15 protein-coding genes are annotated in these 18,978 nt (G+C 67.2%); 10 read left to right on the forward strand and 5 right to left on the reverse strand.

What is annotated here, in order from left to right:
- The first annotated feature begins 832 nt into the window (after positions 1–832).
- The 5 genes from I55_RS13185 (at position 833) to I55_RS13205 (ending at position 6,746) form a co-directional block, all read left to right on the forward strand.
- Entirely contained in the window at positions 833–1,402 is a 570-nt protein-coding gene (locus tag I55_RS13185) for a RidA family protein (RefSeq protein WP_252181127.1), read from the forward strand.
- A gap of 92 nt (positions 1,403–1,494) precedes the next feature.
- Positions 1,495–3,096, forward strand: a complete 1,602-nt coding sequence (locus I55_RS13190; RefSeq protein WP_044561018.1) for an NAD(P)/FAD-dependent oxidoreductase — start codon at positions 1,495–1,497, stop codon at positions 3,094–3,096.
- An 8-nt stretch (positions 3,097–3,104) separates the two neighbouring features.
- Positions 3,105–3,518 (forward strand): cytochrome c, encoded by a 414-nt coding sequence (locus I55_RS13195; RefSeq protein ID WP_049974081.1) that lies wholly within the window; start codon positions 3,105–3,107, stop codon positions 3,516–3,518.
- Positions 3,519–3,883: 365 nt separating this feature from the next.
- Entirely contained in the window at positions 3,884–6,256 is a 2,373-nt protein-coding gene (locus I55_RS13200; RefSeq protein WP_044561057.1) for a TonB-dependent siderophore receptor, read from the forward strand.
- Between the two features lie 127 nt (positions 6,257–6,383).
- Positions 6,384–6,746, forward strand: coding sequence for a DUF1304 domain-containing protein (locus I55_RS13205; RefSeq protein ID WP_044561019.1), 363 nt, complete (start codon positions 6,384–6,386; stop codon positions 6,744–6,746).
- Positions 6,747–6,823: 77 nt separating this feature from the next.
- On the opposite strand, the gene I55_RS13210 is transcribed toward I55_RS13205, so the two are convergent.
- Complete coding sequence (locus I55_RS13210) at positions 6,824–7,873, reverse strand: DUF6607 family protein (protein WP_049974082.1); 1,050 nt, start codon at positions 7,871–7,873, stop codon at positions 6,824–6,826.
- Positions 7,874–7,904: 31 nt separating this feature from the next.
- Positions 7,905–10,202, reverse strand: coding sequence for a TonB-dependent hemoglobin/transferrin/lactoferrin family receptor (locus I55_RS13215; protein WP_044561020.1), 2,298 nt, complete (start codon positions 10,200–10,202; stop codon positions 7,905–7,907).
- A 243-nt stretch (positions 10,203–10,445) separates the two neighbouring features.
- Between I55_RS13215 and I55_RS13220 the strand changes: the two genes are divergently transcribed.
- The 3 genes from I55_RS13220 to pnuC are packed head-to-tail and all read left to right on the forward strand — an operon-like array spanning position 10,446 to position 14,442.
- A complete protein-coding gene (locus tag I55_RS13220; protein ID WP_083901079.1) occupies positions 10,446–12,626 on the forward strand; it encodes a TonB-dependent siderophore receptor in 2,181 nt (726 codons plus the stop codon).
- Between the two features lie 17 nt (positions 12,627–12,643).
- Positions 12,644–13,834, forward strand: coding sequence for a phosphotransferase enzyme family protein (locus I55_RS13225; protein WP_044561022.1), 1,191 nt, complete (start codon positions 12,644–12,646; stop codon positions 13,832–13,834).
- A 29-nt stretch (positions 13,835–13,863) separates the two neighbouring features.
- Positions 13,864–14,442, forward strand: a complete 579-nt coding sequence (gene pnuC / locus I55_RS13230) for a nicotinamide riboside transporter PnuC (protein WP_044561023.1) — start codon at positions 13,864–13,866, stop codon at positions 14,440–14,442.
- A 58-nt stretch (positions 14,443–14,500) separates the two neighbouring features.
- On the opposite strand, the gene I55_RS13235 is transcribed toward pnuC, so the two are convergent.
- Together I55_RS13235 and I55_RS13240 are read right to left on the reverse strand one after the other, a co-directional pair.
- Positions 14,501–14,773 (reverse strand): hypothetical protein, encoded by a 273-nt coding sequence (locus I55_RS13235; RefSeq protein WP_044561024.1) that lies wholly within the window; start codon positions 14,771–14,773, stop codon positions 14,501–14,503.
- On the reverse strand, positions 14,770–15,147 hold the full coding sequence (locus tag I55_RS13240; RefSeq protein WP_044561025.1) for a hypothetical protein: 378 nt from the start codon (positions 15,145–15,147) through the stop codon (positions 14,770–14,772). Before I55_RS13240 ends, I55_RS13235 begins: the two co-directional genes overlap by 4 nt.
- A 138-nt stretch (positions 15,148–15,285) precedes the next feature.
- On the opposite strand from I55_RS13240, the gene I55_RS13245 reads away from it, so the two are divergent.
- Entirely contained in the window at positions 15,286–15,774 is a 489-nt protein-coding gene (locus I55_RS13245) for an Lrp/AsnC family transcriptional regulator (RefSeq protein WP_044561026.1), read from the forward strand.
- A 60-nt stretch (positions 15,775–15,834) separates the two neighbouring features.
- A complete protein-coding gene (locus I55_RS13250) occupies positions 15,835–16,644 on the forward strand; it encodes a transporter substrate-binding domain-containing protein (RefSeq protein WP_044561027.1) in 810 nt (269 codons plus the stop codon).
- A 97-nt stretch (positions 16,645–16,741) separates the two neighbouring features.
- On the opposite strand, the gene ppdK is transcribed toward I55_RS13250, so the two are convergent.
- Positions 16,742–18,978: pyruvate, phosphate dikinase (gene ppdK, locus I55_RS13255; RefSeq protein WP_044561028.1), on the reverse strand; the 2,237-nt coding region annotated here is incomplete at its 5' end.

Here is an 18,978-nt window from a genome sequence, read left to right on the forward strand (position 1 = left end):
GACGTTCCTGCTTACAGCAAGCCGCCCGCCTGTCCAGTGCCCATTCCCACAATTGACACCCGCTGCGGGCGGGCACTCGCTGCACAGCTTTGCGGCAACATGCCTGTAACAATCCATGATTGCCCAAACGCTGTGCGATGATCGCCGCGGCACCCCGGCCAAAATGCTTATATCGCAGCCGCGAACGAACTGGCCCGGTTATTGCTGATAACTCTCACTGTGTGAAAACGGTCTCACTTTCCTGAATTCGGGGGGTGGGCATCGCAGTTTTGGCAGTTGGGTTCGAAAAAGAGACGTACGACAGCTCCATCCCAATCCTTCACATTGACAGAGACGAATGACGAAACGGGCCGTCACCTTCATTGTCAAAAATATATGCCGACCGCTGTGGACTCTGAAACCGTCGTCCATCCGGCACAATGGGATGATTCCCACTCATTATATTGCCGAACCCGGCCATTATATTTTCAGTATGGCTGTTCATCTGGCCGGCCATTGCCATTTTCAGATCCCATATTCCATTAACCCCACCCCACATCCAGCATGAGGGCCTGCCCCGGGAACCGAAGCGCGCGCTGACCCGGCAGCGCACAACCAATCAGGCGGACCTGGGGATTTGTGCGACGCACACCTTCGCAGGATGAGATAGACCGCCGCTGACTACCCCACTCCGCCCGCCGGGCGAGACCCGGCGGGCCGGAGACGACCAGCCGCCGCTCCATACCCAACCCCACATCCGACCGGGGCCGGGTGGATCGAAACGGCCGCATTCCGCCGCCAACGCGCGGGGGTACAGGACCACAAAAATAACGGAACAGGAGAGCCTTGCCTTATGACAACGTCCTCGCAGCCCAAACCCAGCGCCGAACGCCGCATGGCGCGCTTCCTGGGCGCCCTGGCCCTGACCGCCGTCCTGGCCGCCATCATCACTGGCGCCGGCGTCGTCTCCTCCAGCGGGCCGGCCAAGGCCAAGCAGGCCATCACCCGCACCGACGCGGGTAGCTTCCCCATCTCCTCCGCCGTTGCCGTGCCGGCGGGGGCGGATGTCGTCTACCTTAGCGGCATGACGCCCGCCGTGGCCGACCCCAACGCGCCCAAGGGCAGCACCCAGGCCTTTGGCGACACCGCCACGCAGACCGTCAGCGTGCTGAACAAGATCAAGGATGCCCTGGCCGCGCAGAAGCTGACGATGGGCGACGTGGTCATGATGCACGTCTATCTGGTCGGCGACCCGGCCCACGATGGCAAGATGGATTTCGCCGGCATGATGTCCGGCTACACCCAGTTCTTCGGTACCGCGGACCAGCCCAACAAGCCCGCCCGGTCAACGGTGCAGGTGGCGGGCCTGGCCGCCCCCGGCCTGTTGGTCGAGATCGAGGTGATCGCCGCCCGCGTGCCCTGAGCCGCTTCCCGGCACTCCCGCGGCGCCTGCCGGTATCTGCCGGCGGGCGATCCCCAGTGATGATCGGCCGACGCTGACGAGGAAGGTTGCATATGCCTGCCATGACGGACCTGCCCGGCGCCGGGGTGACCCGGCGCCATTTCCTGGAAAAGGCGGCGCTGCTGGGCGGCAGCGCCATGGTGATGACCGCGCTGAACGCCTGGGGGGCGGGCATCGCCTCGGTCACCGACAAACCCCCGGCGCTGCGCGGCAGCGGGGCCGGCCACAAGCTGCTGATCCTGGGCGCCGGTGTCGCCGGCATGACGGCCGCCTATGAGATGTCCAAGCTGGGCTACCAGGTCACCATCCTGGAGGCCCGCGCCTTCGCCGGCGGCCGCTGCCAAACGGCGCGCAAGGGCTTCAAGCTAACGGAATTGGGCGGCGAGGAGCAGGAGTGCAGGTTCGATCCGGGCCTGTATATCAACCACGGCCCCTGGCGCATCCCGTTCTGCCACCGCTCCACCCTGCACTACACCAAGACCTTCGGCATTCCGCTGGAGGTGATGGTGAATGAGAACGACGCCAGCTACGCCCGGTTCGACACGGTGAAGGGCCCCCTGGCCGGCAAGCGCGTGCGCCAGTTTGAGGTGCGGGCCGACATGCGCGGCTACACCAGCGAACTGGTGGCGAAGGCCGCCACCTCGGGCAAGCTGGACACCGGCCTGGCCAAGGACGATGTCGAGCTGTTCGTCGAGTACCTGCGCGGCGAAGGCTATCTGGAAAAGGACCTCAGCTACCGGGGCACGGAAGGCCGCGGCTACAAGGTCCGTCCCGGCGCCGGCATCGACGACCCCGGCCCGGGGGAGCCCAGCACGCCCTACGCCTTTCCCGACCTGGTGCAATCCCGGTTGTGGCGCATGGTGCAGTCGGTCGGGACCTTCGACCAGCAGCACACCATGTTCCAGCCCGTTGGCGGCATGGACCGCATCGCCAAAGGCTTTGAGAAGCACGTCGGCCATCTGATCAAATACCATGCGGAGGTGGAACGCATCCGCCAGTCCGACAGCGGCGTCACGGTCGATTATCTGGACACCAAGACGGGCAAGCGCAGCACCATCAGCGCCGACTACTGCCTGTGCACCATTCCCGTCAGCGTCCTGCGCACCATCGACGCCGACTTCTCCGACACCTACAAGCAGGCCATGGCCCTGCTGGCCTATGACCCGGTGTGCAAGATAGGCCTGCAGATGAAGCGGCGCTTCTGGGAGGAGGACGACGCCATCTATGGCGGCCATGTCTACACCGACGCGCCCGGCATCAACCTGATCAGCCTGCCGTCGTCGGGCTGGCAGTCGGCCAAGGGGGTGCTGCTGGGCTATTACATGTTCGGCGCCGACGCCACCGACATGAGCGGCAACACGCCGGCCGAGCGGGCGGCCATCGCCCTGGACGCGGGCCAGCGCATCTTCCCGCAGTACAAGGAAAACTTCGAGTCCGCCTTCTCCGCCTCCTGGCATCTCATCCAGTACAACCTGGGCGGCTGGGGCAACTGGAGTGCCGAGGCGCGAAAGACCGCCTATCCGGTGCTGAACAAGCCCGACCGCCGCATCTACCTGGCGGGGGAGCACATCAGCTACATCGGCGGTTGGCAGGCGGGGGCCATCGAGTCCGCCTGGCACCAGATCGCCCAGATCCACCAGCGTGTGGCGGCGTGAGGAGGGGGATGATGCGCCAGACCCTTCTTTTCACCATCCTCCTCACCAGCCTGACCGTGGGCGTGCCGGCCCTGGCCCCCATGGCGGCGGCCCAGGACGTGGCCAAGGGCCAGGACCTGTTCAATCACAAGTGCGCCGCCTGTCATCAGAAGACGGGGCTGGGCGTGAAGGGCGCCTTCCCCGCGCTGGCGGGCGATCCCTTCGTCCGCGGCGATCCGGAGCCGGTGGTGCGTACCGTGCTGCAGGGGCGGGGCGGCATGCCCACCTTCGCCGCCCTGCTGGCCGAGGACCAGCTGGCGGACATCATCAGCTATATCCGGCAGGCCTGGGGCAATGCCGCCCCGGCCGTCGACACGGCCTTCGTCATACAGGTGAAGACGAACGCCAAACCGCAGGACAAAGCGCCGACCGTCACCCATTGAGGGGGACCCGGCGGGTTGCGAAATGTTTTGGCCTGGAACCATTCCTTCCCCGCGGTGGTCGGGAAGCCCGGTCGGGGAAGGTGTGGTTTAAAGGTCACGGAGGAAAGGAGAAACGAACCGAACCAAATCGCCATCAAATGGCGTTTTGACTTTCATTGCCAAGTTGTTGAGAATTTTAAAAGAGACGAACGGGAACAAAGAGTCGTCTACTGACAGAAAATAACGCGGGGAATCGCGCCATCAAGCTGCCGTGATCTAAACAAAATCCTAAAGATCAGGGGGCCAACATGACGCATGCAATCAAAACGAACGCCATAACTGCGCGTAAAGCCATCACCGTGGCCCTGCTTTGCTCGGCCGGCTGGATGGCTGTGGACACGGCCAACGCGGCACCGGCGCCTGCGCCGGCGGCCGACACCGACGCGCTGTCGGAAATCGTGGTGACGGGTAGCCGCCGCGTGGACCGCTCCGTCGCGGACTCGCCGTCGCCCATCGACGTCTTCACACCGGAGGATCTGGCCCACCAGGCTGGCGGCGACACCAACGACCTGCTGCGCCAACTGGTGCCGTCGTTCAACGTCGCGCGCTTCTCCATCTCCGACGGTTCCACCTTCGTGCGCCCGCCGACGCTGCGCGGCCTGCCGCCGGATGAGACGCTGGTGCTGATCAACGGCAAGCGCTTCCACCGCTCGGCCCTGGTGCAGATCGGCGCCAACGGCCTGACCCAGGGCGCGCAAGGCCCCGACCTGGCCCAGATTCCGTCCATCGCCATCAAGCAGCTGGAAGTGCTGCGCGACGGTGCGGCCGCCCAGTACGGTTCCGACGCCATCGCCGGCGTCATGAACTTCACCCTGAAGGACAGCGCCGACGAGGGCACGGTGGTCACCCAGTGGGGCCAGACCTATGCCGGCGACGGCGGCAGCGCCCACATCCAGGCCAATTCCGGTCTTCCGCTGGGTGATCGCGGCTTCGTCAACATCAGCGCCGAATATGTGAAGAACGACCCGACGTCGCGCGGCACCCAGCGCCCCGACGCCGCCAAGCTGGCCGCCCAGGGCCTGACCATCCCCAACCCGGCCCAGCGCTTCGGCGATCCTGCGGTGGAGGCGGAGCGGCTGTTCATCAACAGCGGCATCGACCTGGGCGACAACTCCAAGATCTACCTGTTCGGCAACTTCGGCCACAGCTATGCCAAGGAAAGCTTCAACTACCGCAACCCCACCACGGTGTCGTGGCTGATCACCCCGTTCACCTTGGCGGACGGCAGCACCTTCAAATGGAACAGCGTCTTCCCCAACGGCTTCACGCCCTGGTTCTACGGCGACATCCTGGATAGCAGCATCACCGGCGGCTACAAGACGACGCTGAAGAACGGCCTGATCATCGATGCCAGCGCCAGCTACGGTAAGGATGAGCTGCGGTACAGCATCCGCAATACCGTCAACCCGTCCCTGGGGCCGAGCAGCCCGCACCAGTTCTATGTCGGCACCCAGATCCAGGAGGAAACCAACCTGAACCTGGACCTGACCTACCCCATGGCGGTCAGCTGGCTGGCCAGCCCCCTGACCCTGGCGGGTGGTGGCGAATACCGGCGTGAGACCTACACCATCAAGTCGGGCGACACGGCCTCCTACCAGGCCGGCCAGTACTACACCGCGGGCATGCCCATCGGGTCCAACGGCTATCCCGGCTTCACCGCCAGCGACGCCGGCCAGTACCCGCGCGGCAACTACGCCTTCTACCTGGACGCCGAAGCCGACATCATCAAGAACCTGAGCGCCGGCGTGGCCCTGCGGTATGAGGACTTCGACGATTTTGGTGACACCACCAACTGGAAGGTCTTCGGCCGCTATCAGCTGACCGACTGGCTGGCCGTCCGCTCGTCCGTCAACACCGGCTTCCGCGCCCCCACGCCCGGGCAGTCGCACATCAGCAGCACGCAGACGACCTTCAAGGCCGGCAGCCCGGAACCCATCGTGCTGGGCACCTTCCCCGTCGACAGTCCGGTGGCCAAGTTCTACGGCGCCAAGACGCTGAAGCCGGAAACCTCGTTCAACATCGCTGGCGGCCTGGTGTTCGACCTGCCGGCCAAGGTCAGCCTGACCGTCGACTACTACAACATCAAGGTGGAAGACCGCATCGGCATCACCAGCGACTTCACCGTCTCCGCCGCCGACCAGATCAAGCTGGCGGCGCTGGGCGTGGTGGGCGCCAACACCCTGGGCAACGTCAATTACTTCGCCAACGCCTTCGACACCCGCAGCCAGGGCGTGGACATCGTCGCCAACAAAACGTTCGAGGTCTATGACGGCGACCTGCGCCTGACGGCGGCGGCCAACATCAACCACACCGACGTCACCAAGTACGACCCCACCGTCATCGACGACAACCGCAAGAAGGACATCCAGAACGGTCTGCCGCACTATCGCGTGAACCTGAGCGCCAACTACGACATCGGCGCCTTCAGCTTCCTGTATCGCGGCAGCTATTACGGCGCCTGGCAGGACAACTCCAGCGCGGGCCAGAACTATGACCCCGCCTGGATCTTCGACGCGGAGGTCGCCTACAAGGTGACGGAGGCCCTCACCGCCACCGTCGGCGCCCAGAACCTGTTCGACAAGTATCCGCAGAAGAACCGCAGCACCGCCCGCCTGGCCTACGGTGACCAATACCCGGACACCTCGCCCTTCGGCTACGACGGCGGCATGTACTATTTCCGCCTGGCCTACAAGTGGTAAGCGCCTGACCCAGACGTGATCAAGGGGGCCGCCCGGGCGACTGGGCGGCCTTTTCCTTTGGCTGTTTGCCAACGCCCCGGCACCCGGCATAGTGGGCCCATAACAACTTTTGGGGGGCGTCCTTTCCATGGCCGTTATCGCGAATATCCTGGTGGCCGTCGTGGCCCTGCTGCACGCCTGGTTCCTGGTGCTGGAGATGTTCCTGTGGACCAAGCCGCTGGGCCTGCGCACCTTCCGCCAGTCGCCGGAAAAGGCTGCGCAATCGGCGGTGCTGGCCGCCAACCAGGGCCTGTACAACGGTTTCCTGGCGGCGGGCCTGCTGTGGGGCCTGGCCTATCCCGACCCGCTGGCGGCCCTGCACATCAAGACCTTCTTCCTGGCCTGTGTCGTCGTCGCCGGCGCCTACGGCGCCTGGTCCGTCAGCCGCCGCATCCTGACGATCCAGGCCTTGCCGGCAGCCGTGGCGCTGATCGTGCTGTGGCTGGCCTGAGGCCGCATCCGGCGACTGAGGGACGAAAAAAACCGGCGCCCCGGTACGGGCGGGTATGGGGCGCCGGTCCGGCGGCGTCAGGCGCCGGACTTCGCCGTCGCCCGCGTCGCATCGGCGATGACGCGGCGGGCTTCGGCGATGGCGTCGGGCACGCTCTTGCCGCCTTTGGCGATACTGTCGGCCAGGCCCATCAGGGCCTTGCCGGTGACGGAGCCGTTGTTGGCTTCCTCCGTCACGCTCACGCCCTGGTGCTGGGCGATGGCCTGGTCCCAGGCGCCGCGCACGGCCGCCCAGTAGACGGTGGTCTTGGCCCAGTAGTCGTCCGCCGCGGCGACGGGGAAGTCGGCGAAGCGGTTGTAGGTGTTGATCACCGTCTCATGGACGAAGGTGACCAGATTGCCCTCACGGCTTCCGATCTTGGCGTTGTCCTGCTCATGCACCCAGCCGGCGGGGGTCAGGGCGTGGCGGTTGATGCCGTTGTAGCGATCGTAGGGGGGATGCCTCGTGGCATCACGCCGGGCCAAGGGGCGCCACGTCTCCTCGCTGGTCCAGCGCGAGACGCCGGCGTCATGCCGCCAGCGCCCCACCCCGCCATAGCGCGGCGAGTCGTCCGTCTGCCACACCGTCTGTGACCACGCGCCCCTGGCGGCGGCGGAATCGATGGGCGTCAGCGACCAATGACCGGTGCCCTGGTAGGCCAGCACGCCGGCGGGCTGGTAGACCCAGTCCTGGCGCCAGTGCTTCACCACCACGGGCAGGCCGTCGTCGCCGTCCACCACCAGCAGGTGCTGCAGGCGGATGACGGAACCGGTGTCCTCCACCACCCGCACCACCTCCTCACCACCGCTGGTCTTGGGCGCGATGGGCTTGTAGTCGGCGAGGAAGGGCGTGGTCTCGCGGAAATCGAAGGTCACCTTGAAGGTGCCGGCCATGCCCAGGATGGCCCTGCGGTCCTGGTCCGGGGCGGCCTGGTCCGGGGCGGCGGCAGCCGTGCGCGCGGTGATGGTTTCGGCGGCGCCGGCAGCCCCTGGCGGCAGGTGGGTGGCGACGCCCACCAGGGCGGCGCCGGCCAGGCCCCGGGTCAGGAAGGCGCGGCGTCCGCTCTTCAATGCGTCATGCGTGGTCATCGGTTGGCCTCTCGGATCGTGCGGGTTCGGGTCAGAGCTTCAGGGTCAGCGACGCGCCGAAGTTGCGTCCCGCCTGGGTGTAGGCGTCCAGCACCGTGGAGGTGGACGACTGGCCGCGCACATCGCCCCACCACCAGTACTTCTCATCCGTCAGGTTGAAGACGCCGGCACGGATCGAGGCGTTATCCGTCACGTTCCAGTAGGCGGTGGCGTCCAGGATGGTGAAGGCCTTGGGGATGAAGTAGGTGGCGCTGCTGACGTCCGACCTGTCCTTGGCGCCGGAATGGGTCATGGTCAGTTGCCCGCCGAAGCGGCCGGCGGGGTCGCGGTAGGTCACGCCCAGCACCAGCTTCCACGGATCGACGCTGTCCAGCGGGGTTTTCACGCCGCCGGACGTGCTCTCGCCATGGGTGTAGGAAAAGGCGGCCTGCGCCCCGATTCCGGAGTTCAGGGTGAACTGGCCCTTGGCCTCCGCCCCCTGCAGGTTCACCTTCGACAGGTTCACATACTGGTAGATCGCCGGGTTGGCGGCGGTGAAATTGCCGCCGACCTGCACCTGGTCGATGAAGTCGCGGTAGCGGCCGGCATAGCCGGTGACGCTGGCGTCCCAGCGGCCGCCGCCCAGCAGCGGGTTCTCCACGCCATTGCCCCCGGCCCGTTCACCCCAGGCGCCGTTGAACTTGAAGCCGCCTTCGATGGTCTGGCTGGTTTCCGCCTTCAGGTTGGGGTTGGAGACGGACTTGTAGTTCTGGGTGGGGTTGGCGAAGCCGTTGTTCACCTGCGACGGGGCCGGCGCCTTGAAGCCTTCCGCCAGGTTCATGAACACGCCCACGTCCGGCAGCAGGTGGTACATGATGCCCAGCTTGGGCGAGACATGGCTGTCGTTCTTGGAAATGGGCGTCAGCGCCGTGAACAGCGGATCGTCCTTCTTGGGCGACAGGTCGTAATAGTCGAAGCGGACGGCGGGATAGAGGGTCAACCGCCTGTCGAAGGCGTTGATCTCATCCTGCACGAAGACTCCCGCCAGCGTGTAATCGGTGGTGGGGTAGGCCCGGGATGGGAAGGTGTCGCCGGCCGACGGCACGGTGCCAGCGCGTAACGATTCCTGATGGGTCAGGGAATAGTCGCCGCCGTACACGAACGTATGCGTCAGGTCGTGCCCCAGGGTCTTGCTCTGCGCCTGGATGTCGAAACCGTAGACGCGCGTGTCGAAGGTGCTGTCGCGCGTGCGATCGACGGCGGTGTTGCGATCCTCCGCGCCATATTGGACGGCATGGGTTTCCTGGTAGTAGGCCGTCCAGCGCAGGCTATCCAGAACGTCCGCGCCCACATCATAGCGATGATCGAAACTGACGCGGTTGCGGTCCTGGCGGTCGCGGGCGATGAGGCCCAGCACGCTGGTGGAGGCCAGCGGCGGCTTGGCGATGGCGCTCAGCACCGTGGTGTTGGTGTGGTTGTCGTCATGGTCGAAGGTCAGGCGCAGGCGGTGCGCGTCCGTCGGCTCGTACACCACCTTGGCCAGGACCGCGTTGGAATAGACGTCCTGCGGGTTGGCGGTGGTGCGGTCGGTGTTGGCGCTGTTGTTGGAGCCCGCGGTCGCCGTCTCGTTGCCATCGCGCCGGGTGTAGGCCACCAGGGCTTCCAGCTTGCCCACGCGGCCGGCGGCCAGCGTGCCCTTGGACCATGCCCCGTCAACGGAGGTGTAGCCCACCGTGCCCTGGATGGCCCAGTCCTTGCCCGCCGTCAGCAGGTCGTCCGGATCCTTGGTGATGAAGCTGACGGCGCCGGCGACGCCGTCGCTGCCGTAAAGGGCCGACGCCGGCCCGCGCAGGATTTCCACCGACTTCAGCAGGCCCAGGTCGACATAGTCGCCACGGCCCATGTTCTGGGCGCCGAAGCTGTAGGCGTCGGGCACGCGGATGCCATCGGTCAGCATCAGGACGCGGTTGCCTTCCAGGCCACGGATGTTGAAGCCGCTGTCGCCGTCGCGGCCCGTGGATGAGCCGGCCAGGGTGAAACGCGCCGGGCTGCGGCGCACCGAGACGCCGGGCTCATAACGCACCAAATCCTTGATGTCCGTCACCAGCTGTTCGTCGATCTGCTGACTGGTGATGACGCTGACGGTGGCCGGCACGTCGCTGACGTCCTTGGCCGTGCGGGTGGCCGTGACGGTCACCGTCTCCAGCGGGCCGCCGGCGTCCGCGTCCGCCGGCGCGGCATCGGGCGCCGCCTCGGGTGTCGCGGCCAGCGCGGTGTGGGTCAAGGTGGCGCCCCCCAGCGCCGCCAACAGCCAAAACGGAACGGTCGCCTTCAACAGCGTTCGCTGCATTCTTGTTTTCCCCATCAGGTTGGTTCCTGAAGCAGCTATATGACTCATGAAATTAAGAATCAATCTCATTCTCATTGGATAAGTCCGCGACGGCGCAACCCCGCCCTGAACAGGCAGAGGTTTGACCCGGCGGCGGGAATCCGCCAAAAAACCGCCAATCCCAATTCTGTGCGTGGCTTGTCCCACCCCGCCCTTCCAGCGGCGGGCAGGACAGGCCGCCCCTTTCAGGATGACACTCCCGTGATGATTTCCCTCCGCCGTCCCCACCGCCTGATGCAATCCGTGGCGGCGATCGCCCTGGTGATGGGCGGGGCCGCGCAGGCCGAACCGGCCGACCAGCCGGCCACCGTCATCATCACCGGCGTGCGCGACCAGGGCTTCCGCGCCACCGACACCCAGTTCGGCGCCGCCGGCACGGTGCTGGACACCCCGGCGTCGGTCAGCGTCGTCACCCGCGACCTGATGGACGACCAGCAGGCCCGGCGCTTGAGCGACCTGATCCGCAACGACGCCTCGATCGGGGAGAACTACGCGCCCGAAGGCTATTACGAGGACATCGCCATCCGGGGCTTCCCCCTGGATCTGGCCACCGGCCTGCAGATCAACGGTCTGACCATCGCCGGCGAGCAGCCGGTGGCGCTGGAAAACAAGGAACGGGTGGAGTTCCTGAAGGGCCTGGCCGGTGTGGATGCCGGGGTGGTGGCCCCGGGCGGCCTGGTCGACTATGTCACCAAGCGGCCGGCCGAGGTGCGCAGCCTGACCCTGGGCACGGACAACCGGGGCGGCCTATACAGCGCGATCGACGTGGGCGCCCTGTTCGGGGAGCGCAAGCAGTACGGCCTGCGCCTGAACGCCGCGCATGAGGACATCGCCAGCTACGTCGACCACGCCGACGGCTACCGCAATTTCGGATCCATCGCCGGCGATTGGCGGGCGACGGAGAATGATACCTTCAACCTAGACCTGGAATACCAGCGCCGGGTGCAGCACTCGGTCTCCGGCTACCAGCTGCTGGGCGGCACGGCGCTGCCGGCGCTGGACACGGTGTCGCCGTCGCGCATGCTGGCGGCGCAGTCCTGGACCAAGCCGGTCACCATCAACGCCCTGAACCTGTCCGGCCAGTATGAGCACCGGTTCAGCGACGACTGGCGCCTGACGGTGTCCATCGGCCACAGCCGCACGGTCATCGACGACAACGTCGCCTTCGCCTATGGCTGCTACGCCATCGCCAGCTGCGCCGACGGCACCTCGCCCGGTTACTATTTCGCCGCCAACGGCGACTTCGACGTCTACGATTACCGCAGCCCCAACGACGCGCGGGAGGATGACCAGGCGCAAGCCCTGCTGCGCGGCAAGGTCGCCACCGGGGCCATCGGCCACAGCCTGACCCTGGGGGTCAGCGCCTTCCGCCGCACGGTGACGCAGACCGATTACGTTTACGATTACGTCGGCAGCGACAACATCTACAACCCCACGCCCCTGGCCTTCGCCCCCTCCCCCAACAATCCCGGCGCCAACTACGAACGGCTGGACAGCCGCCAGTACGCCATGACGGCCATGGACCGGATCGACCTGGGCGCCTTGGTGACGGGCCTGGAGCTGGACGCCGGCGTGCGCGGCGTGTTCCTGCGCGAACGCGCCTACGACATCGACCACACCACCACCCGCAACACCGCGGAGACGCTGCCCCTGCCGCAGCTGGCCCTGGTCTACAAGCCGCTGGCGGCCGTGACGCTGTACGCCAGCCACTCCCGTGGCCTGTCCCTGGGCGGCCAGGCGCCGGCCTGGGCCACCAACGCCAGCGAAATCCTGTCCCCATCGCTGTCCTGGCAGGATGAAGTGGGGGCCAAGTACGACTGGAACGGCCTGCTGCTGGGCGCCAGCGTCTTCCGCCTGAGCAAGGCCTATGAATACGCCAAGCCGGATGACAGCGCGTACGGCTTCACCTATTTGCGCCAGGGGACGGAACGGCACGACGGGCTGGAACTGAACGCCGCCGGCCAGGTGACCGAGGCCCTGCGCCTGACCGCCAGCGCCACCTTCATGCACGCCGTGGCCTATGGCACCGGCACGCCCAGCTATGACGGCCACCAGGCCATCAACGTGCCGCACGTGCGCACCGCCCTCTACGCCGATTACACCCTGCCGCACCTGGACGGACTGGCCCTGCTGGCCGGCTGGCAGTATGTGGGCGAACGGGCGGCGGCGCGGAACGCGGTGGCCTATGCCCCCGCCTACTCCCTGTTCAACGCCGGCCTGCGCTACGCCCCCAGCGCGCTGGACAACAAGCTGACCCTGCGGCTGTCGGTCGACAACCTGCTGGATCGGCGCTACTGGAAAGATGTTGGCGAGAGCGCCGGCGACGCCTATCTGCATCTGGGGGCGCCGCGCACCGCGCGCTTCACGCTTCAGTACTCCCTATAAGGTCCTTGCCCCGCTTCATGAGCGCCTCCCCCGCCCGCATCCTTTCCAATGGCCCGCACACCCACGCGCATGGAATGGGGGTGGGCGCGGTGCTGCCCGACTGGCCGCCGCTGACGGTGGCCGAGGTGGCGAGCCTATTGCGTCATTACCCGGGCGTGGGCTCGGTGCGCGGCATCCTGAGCCACAGCCCGCGCCCCTTTTCCGCCGCGTCGGTCGTGGCGACGGCGGGCGGTGCCCGCCCGGCCGTGTTCGTGAAGCGCCACCATGTGCGGGTGCGGACATCCGCCCAGCTGGCGGCGGAACACGCCTTCATGGACCATCTGCGCCAGCGGGGCGCCCCGGTCTGTGATGTGCTGGCCGCCGCCGATGGCGCCCGCGCCCTGACCCTGCCCCTGGGCGATGGCGACTGGACCTATGAGGTGCACGGCCTGGCGCCGGGCCTGGATCTGTATCGCGACGCGCTGTCCTGGACCCCCTTCCAGGACAGCGTCCATGCGCACGCGGCGGGCACGGCCCTGGCCCGCCTGCACCGGGCGGCGGCCGGGTTCGACCGGCCCCACCGCGCCGGCCAGGCGCTGGTGTCCGGCTTCACCCTGTTCGCCGGTGATGACCCGTTATCGGCGATGGCGGACCATGTCGCCGCCCGGCCGGCGCTGGCCGACTATCTGTCCACCCGCCCGTGGCGGCGGGACACGATACGCCTGCTGTTGTCCTTCCACGACGCCTTGCGGCCCCATCTGCCCGACCTGGCGCCCTTGTGGACCCACAACGACCTGCACGCCTCCAACCTCACCTGGACGGGGACCGGCCCCACAGCGACGGTGGCGGCGGTGCTGGACTTCGGCCTGGCCGACCGCACCACGGCCCTGTACGACCTGGCCACCGCCATCGAGCGCAACACCGTGGAATGGCTGGCCCTGACCGAGGGCCGCGCCCCGGCCGTGCATCACGACCAAGTGGCGGCGCTGATGGCGGGCTACCATGCCGTCAGCCCGCTGGACGCGCGCCGGCGCCAGGCGCTGGCCGCCCTGCTGCCCCTGGTGCATGCCGAGTTCGCGCTGGCGGAAACCGACTACTTCCACGGCATCACCCGGTCGGCGGAAAACGCCGGCCTGGCCTATGAGGGCTATTTCCTGGGCCATGCCGAATGGTTCCACGGCGCCGACGGCCAGGAACTGCTGGCCTTCATCCGCGACCTTCCCCTGTAAGCCCCTTCTGTAACAACGGCGGCCCCCTCATGTCCCTTCTGGAAATCGTCGCCGTCGTCATCAGCGCGCTGGCCGTCTGGGCCACCACCCGCCGGTCCTTGTGGTGCTGGCCCCTGGGACTGGCTTCGGTGGCGCTGTACGGCGTCGTCTTCCTGGAGGCCAAGCTCTATTCCGACATGGCCCTGCAGGCGGTGTTCGGCGCCTTCCTGGTCTATGGCTGGATCTGCTGGTGGCGGGGGGTGCGGGACGATGGCCAGATACTGGTGAGACCGTTGACGGCCAAGGCCGCCCTGCTGGGCCTGGCGGCCGGCGCGGCGGCCAGCGCCGCCCTGGGATGGGGCATGGCCCGCTGGACCGATGCTTCCCTGCCCTACCTTGACGCCACCCTGGCTGGGTTCAGCCTGGTGGCCCAGTACTGGACGGCACGCAAGCATATCGAGAACTGGTGGCTGTGGATCGCGGTGGACGTGGTCTACACGGGCATGTACGTGGTCAAGGACCTGCACCTGACGGCCGGCCTCTACGCCGGCTTCATCGTGCTGGCCATCCTGGGCTGGCGCAGCTGGCGGGCTGGGACGGACGCACCAGCCGCCGTGCAGCCTTTGTGATTTGTTCCTCAAACGCCGGCGGCCCCGGTTGGGGTCCAGGTTTTATTGTGCCTGGTCTTCAGACCGAGCCCGCGACCTGATGCACGCCCACCACGGTGCGGAACAGGGCGGCCACGCGTTCGCTGTTGGCGGATGCCGTGTCCGGCAGCTGGATGTCCACCTCCAGCATGTCCTCGCCCGGCAGGTCGGCGCGGCGGCGGGCGTAGACGTGCAGGGGCACGATGTCCAGGCGGGCCAGCGTGCCCATCAGGCGGGACAGCAGGCCGGGGCTGGCGTCGGCCGCCACCGACAGCATCACGGGGCTGGCTGCGGCGAAGGCGTCGGCGGTCATACCCGGGTCTCCGGCAGGCCCCGGGTCTCTGGCAGGCCGGCCACCGGCACGGCGGCCACGGCCACGGCACGGCGCACCGCCGCCTCCGCCGCCGCCCCCTCATGGCCCACGACAACGGCATGGGCCGTGGCCCAGGGCCGGCCGGCGCGACGGTCGGCCTCCCCCCGATGGCGGGCCACCGACAGGGCGTAGTCGATGGCGGCATCCAGGCTGTCCGCCTCGCTGACCGGTTCCAGGCGGCTCCAGTCCAGGGTGACGTCCACGGGGCCGGCGCGGTTTACGGCCAGGGCGACGAAGCCGTCACCGCTGCGCACCAGCGTCAGGGTGGGATGCAGCACGGCGTACTCGGCGGGGGAGGAGTCAAGCGGGGGCATGGCGGCGGCTCTTCAACAAATCGTGTTCCGATGACAGCAACAATAGCGATCAGGGCGCGCATAGTCTTTGCGAAGACCATGGAAAATCGCCATTATCGACATGGATCATGTTTTAATATGGCGATATGGAGATGAACCATGCGGCACAAGCTGGATGGGTTGGATTGGAAAATCCTGGACGTGCTGCAGCAGAACGGCGCCGCCTCGGCCGCCGAGGTGGGGGACAAGGTGGGCTTGTCGCAATCGCCCTGCTGGCGCCGCATCCAACGGCTGGAAGAGGCGGGCCTGATCCGCCAGCGCGTGGCCCTGCTGGACCGGCGGGAGTTGGGGCTGAACTTCCTGGTGTTCGCGCATGTGAAGCTGGAGGCCCACGCCGGCGACAGCCTGGACGCCTTCCGCCGCGCCATCGCCGACATTCCAGAGGTGTTGGAATGCTTTGTGCTCATGGGGCAGGTGGACTTCCTGCTGCGCATCGTCGCCAAGGACGTGGAGGCCTATGAGGCCCTGTTCTTCAAAAGGCTGTCGCAATTACCGGGGGTGCGCGAAATCAATTCCATGATGTCTGTGTCGACCGTCAAGGAGACGACTGCGTTGCCGTTGGGGCAGCTGCGTGCTGAACTAGGGTAGTCCAGGGAGTGGGATCACCCATTTAAGCGTGTATCCCTTCCGCCCTGGGCGTGCCCCTCAATGACCCTGCCCCGCCGCACCGTCCTGTCCTTGATGCTGGCGCTGGCCGCCAGCCGGTCGGCCGTGGCCACCGCCGGGGAGGCGCCATCGGCACCGAAAGCCATCCGCATGCTGGTGCCGGAGTTGCCGGTGTTGGGCGAGCGGGATGCGCAGGGCCAGGCGAAGGGCCTGGTGGTGGACCAGGCGCGCGCCATCCTGGATCGGGCCGGCATCCCCGCCATCATCGAAATGTTGCCGGTGGTGCGCCTGTATGCCGAACTGGCGCGCCCCCAATCCCTTGATGGGCTCAAGGATGGCGAGCCCAAGACCTACGGCATGGTCGGCCTGCCCATCCGGGACCCTTACCAAGGCATCGTGCCCCTGGCCCTGACCATGCAGGTGCGGCTGGTGGCGGTGGCCCGGCGGGGGGTTCCCCTGACCAAGCCCGACGACCTGCGCCAGATGGGCCCGGTGGCGGTGACCAACACCGGAACCCAGGCCCTGGCTTCCGTCATTCAGCAATACGCCCTGGCCGCCCAGACGGTGCCGTCCATGCTGAACGGCCTGCGCATGCTGGCCCACGGGCGGGTGGACGCGGTCCTGGGCATATCCTCGGTCATCGATGTCGTGGCGCGGGAGAATGACCTGACCGGGGAGTTGGGCGACCGCGTCGCCGTTTCGGAAATGGATGCCTGGCTGGCCTGCGCCCCCGGCCTGGAAGCCGCCCCGGAAACGTCCAGCCTGCGGGCGGCGGCCGAAGCGCTGTATCGCGAAGGCCGCCTGGACGCCATCGCGCACCAGCATTTCCAGCGCGCCGCCGCGCGCAGTTAGGGCGAAGCAGGCCATCCCAAGTCTGCGGGCTGCGGGGAAATATTATAAAAATGGCCCCGACCCATAAGGATCGGGGCCATCCCCTGAAGCTACCTTATCACGCTTCGCTGGCGGGCTTCTCACCCATCAGGGCCGCCTGCGCCGCCGCCAGCCGGGCGATGGGCACGCGGTAGGGGGAGCAGGAGACGTAGCTGAGGCCCACCTTCTCACAGAAGTAGACGGAGGCCGGGTCGCCGCCGTGCTCGCCGCAGATGCCCAGTTTGATCTCCGGACGGGTCTTGCGGCCCCGTTCGGCGGCGATGGAGACCAGTTCACCCACGCCTTCGGTGTCCAGGGTGACGAAGGGGTCGTGTTCGAAGATGCCGGCCCGCTGGTAATCGGGCAGGAAGCTGGCGGCGTCGTCGCGGCTGATGCCGAAGGTGGTCTGCGTCAGGTCGTTGGTGCCGAAGCTGAAGAACTCGGCCGACTGGGCGATCTCCGCCGCCCGCAGGGCCGCGCGCGGCAGCTCGATCATGGTGCCGACCAGGTAATCGATCTGCACGCCGGAGGACTGCTTCACCTCACCCGCCACCCGGTCGATGACGGCCTTCAGGATGTCCAGTTCCTTCTTGGTGCCGACCAGGGGGATCATGATCTCGGGCGTGACGGTCTGACCATCCTTGCCCACCTCGACCGCCGCCTCGAAGATGGCGCGGGCCTGCATCTCATAGATTTCAGGGTAGGAGATGCCCAGGCGGCAGCCGCGATGGCCCAGCATGGGGTTGGCCTCGTGCAGTTGCAGGGCGCGGTGGCGCACCCGCTGGATGTCCGTGCCGGCGGCCTTGGCCACCTCGTCCATCTCCTCCTCGCTGTTGGGCAGGAACTCGTGCAGCGGCGGGTCCAGCAGGCGGATGGTGACCGGCAGGCCGGCCATGATGCGGAACAGCTCCACGAAATCCTGGCGCTGCATGGGGGCGATCTTGGCCAGGGCGGCGCGGCGGCCGGCCTCCGTCTCCGCCACGATCATCTCGCGCACGGCGATGATGCGCTCGGTATCGAAGAACATGTGCTCGGTGCGGCACAGGCCGATGCCCTCCGCCCCGAACTTCACCGCCGTGCGGGCGTCCAGCGGGGTTTCCGCGTTGGTGCGCACCTTCATGCGGCGGAAGCGGTCGGCCCAGCCCATGAGGGTGGCGAAGTCGCCCGACAGCTCCGGCTGGATGGTGGGCACATGGCCCAGCATGACCTCGCCAGTGGAACCGTCGATGGTGATGACGTCACCGGCGACGATCTTCTCGCCCCGCACGGTCATGACGCCGGTCTTGTAGTCGATGCGCAGTTCGCCCGCGCCCGACACGCAGGACCGCCCCATGCCGCGCGCCACCACGGCGGCGTGGCTGGTCATCCCGCCGCGGGTGGTCAGGATGCCGGCGGCGGCGTGCATGCCGTGGATGTCCTCCGGCGACGTCTCGATGCGGCAGAGGATGACGGCGTCGCCCATCTGGGACAGGCGCTCCGCCTCATCGGCCGAGAACACCACCTTGCCGCAGGCCGCACCGGGGCTGGCCGGCAGGCCCTTGGCGATGATCTTGCGCTCGGCCTTGGGGTCCAGGGTGGGGTGCAGCAGCTGGTCCAGCGACTTGGGCTCGATGCGGCGCACGGCCTCGGCCTCGTCGATCAGACCTTCCCGCGCCATGTCCACGGCCACCTTCAGGGCGGCGGCGGTGGTGCGCTTGCCGTTGCGGGTCTGCAGCATGTACAGCTTCTTCTGCTGCACCGTGAACTCGATGTCCTGCATGTCGCGGTAGTGCCGCTCCAGCTTCAGGCGCACGGCGTCCAGCTGCTGGAACACTTCCGGCATGCTCTCCTCCATGGAGGGCAGGTCCGACGCGTTGGCCTGGCGGCCAGCGATGGTCAGCTGCTGCGGCGTGCGGATGCCCGCCACAACGTCCTCGCCCTGGGCGTTGATGAGGTATTCGCCGTAGAAGACGTTCTCACCCGTCGACGGGTTGCGGGTGAAGGCCACGCCGGTGGCGCAGTCGCCGCCCATGTTGCCGAACACCATGGCCTGGACGTTCACCGCCGTGCCCCAGCTGGCCGGGATGTCGTGCAGCTTGCGATAGGTGATGGCGCGCTGGTTCATCCAGCTGCCGAAGACGGCGCCGATGGCGCCCCACAGCTGTTCCTGCACGTCCTGCGGGAAGGGGCGGCCCAGGGCCTCCTGCACCACTTCCTTGTAGCCCTCGATCACCGCCTGCCAGTCGCTGGCTTCCAGGTCGGTGTCGTAGCTCAGGCCCCGGTCGCGCTTGTGGCTGTCCAGGATTTCCTCGAAGTGGTGGTGCTCCACGTCCAGCA

It is taken from the genome of Azospirillum sp. B4, from assembly GCF_000333275.1.
In the GTDB taxonomy this organism is placed as follows: Bacteria; Pseudomonadota; Alphaproteobacteria; order Azospirillales; family Azospirillaceae; genus Nitrospirillum.